12 protein-coding genes are annotated in these 6,708 nt (G+C 71.2%); 3 read left to right on the forward strand and 9 right to left on the reverse strand.

The annotated features are described in order from the left end of the window. Positions 1-332: 332 nt before the first annotated feature. Positions 333-500 (reverse strand): DUF3117 domain-containing protein, encoded by a 168-nt coding sequence (locus SSBG_RS30845; RefSeq protein ID WP_003966491.1) that lies wholly within the window; start codon positions 498-500, stop codon positions 333-335. A 388-nt stretch (positions 501-888) separates the two neighbouring features. Here SSBG_RS30845 and SSBG_RS08460 point away from each other — a divergent pair, with 388 nt between their 5' ends. Then, on the forward strand, positions 889-1,689 hold the full coding sequence (locus tag SSBG_RS08460) for an enoyl-CoA hydratase/isomerase family protein (RefSeq protein ID WP_008745776.1): 801 nt from the start codon (positions 889-891) through the stop codon (positions 1,687-1,689). Between the two features lie 33 nt (positions 1,690-1,722). Here the strand turns inward: SSBG_RS08460 and SSBG_RS08465 are convergent, their stop codons facing one another. Both SSBG_RS08465 and SSBG_RS08470 read right to left on the reverse strand, forming a co-directional pair. Then, positions 1,723-2,343, reverse strand: a complete 621-nt coding sequence (locus SSBG_RS08465) for a DNA-3-methyladenine glycosylase I (RefSeq protein WP_008745777.1) — start codon at positions 2,341-2,343, stop codon at positions 1,723-1,725. Further along, positions 2,340-2,672, reverse strand: coding sequence for a DivIVA domain-containing protein (locus SSBG_RS08470; RefSeq protein WP_008745778.1), 333 nt, complete (start codon positions 2,670-2,672; stop codon positions 2,340-2,342). The genes SSBG_RS08465 and SSBG_RS08470 overlap by 4 nt, the downstream gene beginning before the upstream one ends. A gap of 185 nt (positions 2,673-2,857) precedes the next feature. On the opposite strand from SSBG_RS08470, the gene folP reads away from it, so the two are divergent. Then, positions 2,858-3,718, forward strand: coding sequence for a dihydropteroate synthase (gene folP / locus SSBG_RS08475; protein WP_008745779.1), 861 nt, complete (start codon positions 2,858-2,860; stop codon positions 3,716-3,718). Between the two features lie 245 nt (positions 3,719-3,963). Here the strand turns inward: folP and SSBG_RS08480 are convergent, their stop codons facing one another. The 6 genes from SSBG_RS08480 to SSBG_RS08500 form a co-directional block, all read right to left on the reverse strand. Beyond that, a complete protein-coding gene (locus SSBG_RS08480; protein ID WP_008745780.1) occupies positions 3,964-4,155 on the reverse strand; it encodes a hypothetical protein in 192 nt (63 codons plus the stop codon). Between the two features lie 207 nt (positions 4,156-4,362). Beyond that, a complete protein-coding gene (locus tag SSBG_RS08485) occupies positions 4,363-4,575 on the reverse strand; it encodes a DUF397 domain-containing protein (RefSeq protein ID WP_008745781.1) in 213 nt (70 codons plus the stop codon). 162 nt (positions 4,576-4,737) lie between these two features. Beyond that, positions 4,738-4,947 (reverse strand): DUF397 domain-containing protein, encoded by a 210-nt coding sequence (locus tag SSBG_RS08490; protein WP_008745782.1) that lies wholly within the window; start codon positions 4,945-4,947, stop codon positions 4,738-4,740. After that, entirely contained in the window at positions 4,947-5,153 is a 207-nt protein-coding gene (locus tag SSBG_RS30850; RefSeq protein ID WP_008745783.1) for a DUF397 domain-containing protein, read from the reverse strand. Before SSBG_RS30850 ends, SSBG_RS08490 begins: the two co-directional genes overlap by 1 nt. 138 nt (positions 5,154-5,291) lie before the next feature. Continuing rightward, the gene (locus SSBG_RS08495) at positions 5,292-5,501 is read right to left on the reverse strand and encodes a DUF397 domain-containing protein (protein ID WP_008745784.1); all 210 of its coding nucleotides are present in this window, start codon (positions 5,499-5,501) and stop codon (positions 5,292-5,294) included. Further along, positions 5,498-6,328 (reverse strand): helix-turn-helix domain-containing protein, encoded by an 831-nt coding sequence (locus SSBG_RS08500; protein WP_008745785.1) that lies wholly within the window; start codon positions 6,326-6,328, stop codon positions 5,498-5,500. Before SSBG_RS08500 ends, SSBG_RS08495 begins: the two co-directional genes overlap by 4 nt. A 106-nt stretch (positions 6,329-6,434) precedes the next feature. On the opposite strand from SSBG_RS08500, the gene SSBG_RS33595 reads away from it, so the two are divergent. Next, positions 6,435-6,599, forward strand: a complete 165-nt coding sequence (locus SSBG_RS33595; RefSeq protein ID WP_009068535.1) for a hypothetical protein — start codon at positions 6,435-6,437, stop codon at positions 6,597-6,599. The last annotated feature ends 109 nt before the right edge of the window (positions 6,600-6,708 follow it).

Raw genomic sequence — 6,708 nt, forward strand, 5'->3', positions numbered from 1 at the left:
CAGAATCATGTCGGTCGCTCGTTCCTCACGACCTGCGCGCGACGGGCGTCTCGGCACCGTCGCGCTACCTTCGGCTCAGCCGCCGCACAGAGAGACAGACATGATTCTGCCCCGCGTCGCGGAGCGGCGCGGGGCAGAATCATGTCGGTCGCTCGTTCCTCACGACCTGCGCGCGACGGGCGTCTCGGCACCGTCGCGCTTCCTTCGGCTCAGCCGCCGCACAGAGAGACAGACATGATTCTGCCCCGCGTCGCGGAGCGGCGCGGGGCAGAATCAAGGTGACGTGCTCGGCGGTCACGGTGGACGTGTGACAGGCCGTGCGGGAGATTTCGTCAGCCGACTACCTTCTTGAGGGCGTCGCCCAGGGCGTCCGCCTCGTCAGGGGTCAGCTCGACGACGAGTCGACCGCCGCCTTCGAGCGGAACGCGCATGACGATGCCCCGCCCCTCCTTGGTCACCTCGAGCGGGCCGTCGCCCGTTCGCGGCTTCATGGCCGCCATGCTCGTTCCCCTTCCTGAAACCAGCTCATCGCAGCCGGCGGCCCCGTCACAGGCGCTGCCTCACCGGCATCGAACACATTGCTTCCGCAGTCATTATCCCGCATGTGGGGGCCAGGTGACCAACATCGAGCGGACTCATCTGCGCAACGCGCTCGTTCAAAACCACTCATTCCGGCGATGTGACTGGAATACTGCCCCACTTCGCCCCGCACCCCGGACCCGGATTTGTTGACGCAGATCACAGGGGCGGAAGGAATGCGCGGGGCCCGCGGGGCCCTGCGTGATCTCGGTCATGCCGGTACGGGGCGCGCGCGAGGATGATGGGACGGTTGCCCGTCCGCCCGGCAGCGGAGCCCGGCGGAGGGCTGGATCAGAGGGGATCTCCTTCATGGCCGACTCCGTCCTGTACGACGTGACCGACGCGCTCGCCACGATCACGCTCAACCGTCCCAATGCCATGAACGCCCTCGACACGGCGACGAAGGAGGCGCTGCGGGACTCCCTCCAGAACGCGGCGGCCGACCCGGAGGTGCGGGCGGTGCTGCTCACCGCGACGGGGCGGGCCTTCTGCGTCGGCCAGGACCTCAAGGAGCACGTGGCCAACCTCCAGCGGGACAAGGAGACGGGCGACGGCGGCACGATGAGCACGGTGCGCGAGCACTACAACCCGATCGTGCGGGCGATCACGGCGATGCCGAAGCCGGTCGTGGCGGGCGTGAACGGGGTCGCGGCGGGGGCCGGTTTCGGCCTGGCGCTGGCGGCGGACTACCGCGTCGTGGCGGACACGGCCGCGTTCAACACCTCGTTCGCGGGGGTCGCGCTCACCGCCGACTCGGGGCTGTCCTTCACGCTCCAGCGCGCGGTGGGGCACAGCCGGGCGAGCGACTGGCTGCTGTTCCCGCGCAACATCGGCGCCCAGGAGGCGTACGAGCTGGGGATGGTGAACCGTCTCGTCCCGGCCGCCGAGCTGGCCGGGGCGGCGCTGGAGATCGCGCGGAAGCTGGCGCAGGGGCCGACGGTGGCGTACGGGGCCCTCAAGGGCTCGCTCGCGTACGCGGCCTCGCACACGCTGGACGAGGCGCTCGACAAGGAGGACGAACTCCAGACGGTCGCGGGCACGTCCGAGGACCACGTGATCGCCGTGGAGGCGTTCCTCAAGAAGGAGAAGCCGCGCTACCTGGGGCGCTGACCGGCACCGCCCGCGCCGCCGCCGGTCCGCCCGCTACGCCGCCGCCTTCCCCTCCGGGCGGGCCGCGCGGCCCCTGCCCCGCGCCACGCAGGCGACGAGGTGGTCGTCCACGAGGCCGCACGCCTGCATGAGCGCGTAGGCCGTCGTGGGGCCGACGAAGCGCAGGCCCTCGCTCTTGAGGCCCTTGGCGAGGGCGGTGGACTCCTCGGTGACGGCGGGGACGTCGGCGGTCGTGCGGGGGGCCGGGCGGCTGTCCGGGTCCGGGGCGAAGGACCAGAGGTAGGTGGTGAGTTCGCCGGGCTCCCAGCCGGCGAGGAGGCGGGCGTTGGCGAGGACGGCGTCGATCTTGCGGGCGTTGCGGATGATCCCGGCGTCGGCGAGGAGCCGGGCGCGTTCGGCGGGCCCGTAGGCGGCGACGGCGGTCAGCTTGAAGCCGTCGAAGGCGGTGCGGAAGGCGGGGCGGCGGCGCAGGATCGTCAGCCAGGACAGCCCGGACTGGAAGGCTTCGAGGCTCAGCCGCTCGAAGAGCGCGTCGTCGCCGAGCAGGGGCCTGCCCCACTCCTCGTCGTGGTAGCCGAGGTAGTCGGGGGCGCTCAGGCCCCAGGGGCAGCGGAGTCTGCCGTCGGGTCCCGGGAGCGCGCCGGTCGCGGTCACGGCCGCTCGCCCTCGTCGGCCGCCCGCGCGGAGCGGCCGGCGAGCGCCGATTCGAGGTCGGCGATCCGGGCCTCGCGCTCGGCGAGTTCGGCGGCGAGGCGGGCCAGGGCCTCGTCCACGTCGCCCATGCGGTAGCCGCGCAGGGTCTGCGGGAAGCGGAGCGCCTCGATGTCGGCGCGGCGTACGGGCCGGCCGACGGGGAGCGGGTCGGTGAGCCGTTCGGGCGGCGCCTCGGGCAGGGCGGCGCCCTCGCCGTGGCCGAGCACGGCGAGCGTGACGGCGCCGACCACCACGACCAGCGCGACGACCAGGAACCAGAACATCAACATGCGTCTTCCCCAAGTCCCCGGGCGCGGTCCCCGCCCGGTGCTCTTCTCGTACGGCCCGCCCGACGACCGGTGCCGCGTGGCCACGATCGTGCCACGTCCGCGCGGCGGCTAGGGTCGCAGGCGGCCCGGGAGCCGTGATCACGGGTGACTGCTTGGGGCCTCCGGCCCGGAAGGGAAGCGCTGGGATGTTGCGTCTGGGTCGCAGGGAGTTCGGCGAGCACGAGCCGGTGATCATGGCGATCGTGAACCGGACCCCGGATTCCTTCTACGACCAGGGGGCGACCTTCGCCGACGAGCCGGCGCTCACGCGGGTCGAGCGGGCGGTCGCGGAGGGCGCGGCGATCATCGATGTCGGCGGGGTGAAGGCGGGGCCCGGCGAGGAGGTGAGCGCCGAGGAGGAGGTGCGGCGCACGGCCGGCTTCGTCGCGGAGGTGCGGCGGCGCTTCCCCGAGGTCGTGATCAGCGTGGACACGTGGCGGCACGAGGTGGGCGAGGCGGTGTGCGCGGCGGGCGCGGACCTGATCAACGACGCGTGGGGCGGCGTGGACCCGAGGCTCGCGGAGGTCGCGGGGCGGTACGGCGCCGGCATCGTGTGCACCCACGCGGGCGGCGCCCGGCCCCGTACGAGGCCGCACCGCGTCGCGTACGAGGACGTCATGGCCGACATCCTCCGGGTGACGACGGCCCTCGCGGAGCGCGCCGTCTCGCTCGGCGTCCCGCGCGAGTCGGTCCTCATCGACCCGGGCCACGACTTCGGCAAGAACACCCGCCACTCCCTGGAGGCGACCCGCCGCCTCCCCGAGATGACGGCGACGGGCTGGCCGGTCCTCGTCTCGCTCTCCAACAAGGACTTCGTCGGCGAGACCCTGGACCGCCCGGTGAAGGAACGCCTCCTCGGCACGCTCGCGACGACAGCGGTCTCGGCGTGGCTCGGCGCGCGGGTCTACCGCGTCCACGAGGTGGCGGAGACCCGCCAGATCCTCGACATGGTCGCGTCGATCGCGGGGTGGCGCGAACCGGCGGTGGCGCGGCGGGGGCTGGCGTGAGGCGGTCGGCCTCCGGCCGGACACCGGTCCGGCGGCGCGGGGCTTCCGTGCGGCTCTCCGGAAAGAGACTGCCGGTCAACGGCGAACGAACGGGGGCGGCCTCCTGAGGAGACCGCTCCCACCGACCGCTGCCCGGCCGGGCTTTCGCCGCCCGGCCGGGGACCGGCTCTACGTCAAATCCTGCCCTCGATGGTGTAGTTCCCGCTGCCACCGGGGCCGATGCACCTGACCTGGCTGTAACCGAGCTACTGGGCCCACTCCGCGGCGTCGTCAAGACATGCCTGCATACTCGCGTACTTGGCACCCCCCATCACCACCCAGTTGCCGTGGGTCCGGCCGGTGTCGGCGGAAGCGGTGCCCGCGTAGGTCATGGGTATGACGACTGCCGCCGCGACGGCTACGAAGGCGGAAAGGACGCGGGACCGGGTCGACTTCATGGCTCTCCTCGTTGCCGGATGAAAGGGCCGCTTGGCCTGATGCCACCTCGGGAGCGCCTGGGCGGCGTTTCTGAGCTGGCGTCAGACCTCACGAAGGCTCCAGTGCCCCGAGGAACCGGCCGAACACCGACGGAAACCGGAACGCCTTCCCCCACGTGCCTCCCCCGGGCCGCACGCGCCGGTGTGCGGCGGTCGGCAGCCCGGCAACTACGCGGAGACGCCAGCCGCCGCGACGCCCGCCACGAAAGTGGCGAAGGCGGAGGACGTGACGGTGAGGACGGGGGCGGCCACCCGCTTCGAGTCCCGCACGGGAACCACACCGTGCGAGGCGACGAGATCGGCGGCCACCTCCACACACGCACCCCCGTTGTTGGCGCTGTAGGAGGACTTGAACCAGTTGAGGCCAGCGAGGGTGGGCATCCGGGTTCTCCTTCTCGGCTGTTGAGCGGGCGTACTTCCACGCGCACACCCATGGCACGATGGTGCGCCCGCAAGGCGTCACGCGCAGCGACGCGTTCAGACATGACGAAGCCCGCCGGTCCCCGGAAGGGGGCGGCGGGCTGTCCTACGTGCCGGGCTCGATCAGGCGGAGAACTCACCGGACTTGACGCCCGCCACGAAACCGGCGAACGCCGTGGACGTGACCGCGAGGACTGGACCGGCCACGCACTTCGAGTCACGCACGGGGACCAGGCCATGCGACGCGACGAGATCGGCGGCGATCTCGACGCACGAGCCCCCGTTGTTGGCGCTGTAGGAGGACTTGAACCAGTGGAGGCTTCCGGCGGACATCATGCGCTCACCCTTCCGGCGCGAACGGACCCTACGAACGCCGAGAACGCTTCGCGTCCCACCGCCATCACGTCCCCGGCCGGACGCTTGCTGTCGCGAACGGGAACCGCGCCCGTCAACGACACGAGGTTGGTGGCGACTTCGACACAGGCACCGCCGTTGTTTCCGCTGTAGGACGACGTGCGCCACTGAGGGGCAGGACTCATGCCGGGCCCTTTCGCCGGAGGGAACTCGACGCCAGTATGCGGCGGAAACGGTGGCCGCGCAGCGGGGCCTCCCCCGCACGACGAAACCCGCCGGTCCCCGGGGAGGGGCGGCGGGCCGTCGTGCGAGCGGAGTCGCGATCAGGCGGAAAGATCACCGGACTTGACGCCCGCCACGAAACCGGCGAACGCCGAGGAAGCGACCGTGAGAACCGGACCGGCCACGCACTTCGAGTCACGCACGGGGACGACACCGCGCGAGGCGACGAGATCGGCGGCCACCTCGACGCAGGCCCCACCGTTCTCGCTGTAGGAGGACTTGAACCAGTGGAGGCCCTCGGGGGTCGTCATGTGGTGCCCTTTCGTATCTGCTCGATCATGGCCACCGAAGCCGGCTGTGACGGCGCCTGGGCCTGCATTTGATGGTAGCTGGTCAACAAAGGCATCACGGAGGTTCGTTCCTGCTCCAACGTGCCCTGATGCGCGGATTCCGCGTAAGCGATGAGCCGTCCCGTATCCATCGTCAAGATATAGAGCGGAAGGCTCAGCGGCCTCCGATCGCCCATCGAGAACGGGATCACTTGCACGACGGTGTTGGGACGCGCGGCGAACTCCACCAGAGCCCCGAACTGCGCCGCCATCACGGCGGAAGTGCCTACCGGGCGGCACAGGCAGCTCTCGTCCAGCAAGACGAACACCAGCGGCAAGGGCGAGCGTTGCAATGCCTCCTGTCGCGCCGCTACCAGCGCCAGCCGTTCCTCGCCCTGCTCTTCCGTAATCGCCCCACGCTCCACGCTGCGGGCAGTGAGTGCTTCCGCGTACGCACGGGTCTGAAGTATCCCGGGGACAACACCGACCTCGTATACGCGGATCTCCGAAGCGCGAAGCTCGTGGTCCACGTACTCGGGGAATCCCTCCAGCAGTGACGTTCGCCTCGCCACCCGGCTGCGCCGCTGGAGTGCGTCGCCGGTTCCCAACTCGCGGTCCGCCCTCTTCGCGAACTGTGGAGTTGGGGGGCGGCGGCCAGTTTCGACAGCCGAAACGTGCGAGGCCGAAATACCCATCCGCGCGGCAAGTTCTTCCTGTGTCCATCCTTGCCCGTCGCGCAGCCTGCGCAGATGCTCCCCGAATGCTTCGCCCGGCGAGCGAGCGGGGTCGAGTGCCTTCCGATTCACCACGTATCACTCAACTCCTCCGTCAAGGACGATCAGTTGAATACCTGGGCAGGCTAGTTCAGCCTGAGGACTCCCGGTAGCCGCTTCGCTACAACGAGGAGTGATCCGTATGCCCGTTCCTTTTCCGCCCCCCGCCGACGACTGCCCCGCCTGCGAACGGCTTCGGGAGGTCGAGCGGGCGGCCGAGGCCGTGGGGGACCACTCCAAGGCCACCGACTGCCGCGTGCTCCGCGCCCGGCATCCGCACAACAGGCCGGGTGCGGGGGCCTCGTGAGCGCGGTGGCCGTCGCCTCACGGGGCGGTGACGCCTCCGGCGGGTGGGTGCTCGCACGGGCGCGGCTCGGCGCGGGGGCCGAGGCGGCGGGGTGGCTGCGCGGGGAGGC

The sequence above is a fragment of the Streptomyces sp. SPB074 genome, assembly GCF_000154905.1.
Taxonomy (GTDB): domain Bacteria; phylum Actinomycetota; class Actinomycetes; order Streptomycetales; family Streptomycetaceae; genus Streptomyces.

Bases quoted from the DNA above. Each gene is read 5' to 3' on its own strand.
- SSBG_RS08495 (WP_008745784.1), bottom strand. From the start codon at position 5,501: ATGACGACCCCCGAGGGCCTCCACTGGTTCAAGTCCTCCTACAGCGAG.
- folP (WP_008745779.1), top strand. From the start codon at position 2,858: ATGTTGCGTCTGGGTCGCAGGGAGTTCGGCGAGCACGAGCCGGTGATC.
- SSBG_RS08460 (WP_008745776.1), top strand. From the start codon at position 889: ATGGCCGACTCCGTCCTGTACGACGTGACCGACGCGCTCGCCACGATC.
- SSBG_RS08490 (WP_008745782.1), bottom strand. From the start codon at position 4,947: ATGTCCGCCGGAAGCCTCCACTGGTTCAAGTCCTCCTACAGCGCCAAC.
- SSBG_RS30845 (WP_003966491.1), bottom strand. From the start codon at position 500: ATGGCGGCCATGAAGCCGCGAACGGGCGACGGCCCGCTCGAGGTGACC.
- SSBG_RS33595 (WP_009068535.1), top strand. From the start codon at position 6,435: ATGCCCGTTCCTTTTCCGCCCCCCGCCGACGACTGCCCCGCCTGCGAA.
- SSBG_RS08485 (WP_008745781.1), bottom strand. From the start codon at position 4,575: ATGCCCACCCTCGCTGGCCTCAACTGGTTCAAGTCCTCCTACAGCGCC.
- SSBG_RS30850 (WP_008745783.1), bottom strand. From the start codon at position 5,153: ATGAGTCCTGCCCCTCAGTGGCGCACGTCGTCCTACAGCGGAAACAAC.
- SSBG_RS08470 (WP_008745778.1), bottom strand. From the start codon at position 2,672: ATGTTGATGTTCTGGTTCCTGGTCGTCGCGCTGGTCGTGGTGGTCGGC.
- SSBG_RS08480 (WP_008745780.1), bottom strand. From the start codon at position 4,155: ATGAAGTCGACCCGGTCCCGCGTCCTTTCCGCCTTCGTAGCCGTCGCG.